1 pseudogene is annotated in these 363 nt (G+C 37.2%); it reads left to right on the top strand.

Annotated elements, in window-relative coordinates:
* Positions 1-227: 227 nt before the first annotated feature.
* Positions 228-363 (top strand): annotated as a pseudogene (locus CSV68_RS16995) (VOC family protein); the annotation flags it as partial.

Genomic DNA, 363 nt, shown 5'->3' on the forward strand with positions numbered 1-363 from the left:
AAAGGAGAAGGGCATTCTCAAATACATTGGATTTTTAGTAATAATTCTCCTTGTTATTAGGTTAGTTTTACCACTGTTACTTATGGTTTTGTTTGGATTTGGAGGATAGTCTATATATTGGAATTTGGTAACCGGGTGTGATTCTTGAAGAAGGATTTGCACCCGTTCAACAATACGGCCAAGATTATTGAAAATGCAAAGTTATCAATACATAGGGGGAGAGGTAAATGATTCTTGGGTTGCATCATGCACAGATCACAATTCCGAAAAATGCAGAAGCGGAAGGTAAGCATTTTTATTGTGATGTATTGGGATTGAAAGAAGTAGAAAAGCCAGACTCGCTTACTGGTCGTGGAGGATTTT

It is taken from the genome of Sporosarcina sp. P29 (assembly GCF_002743265.1).
In the GTDB taxonomy this organism is placed as follows: domain Bacteria; phylum Bacillota; class Bacilli; order Bacillales_A; family Planococcaceae; genus Sporosarcina.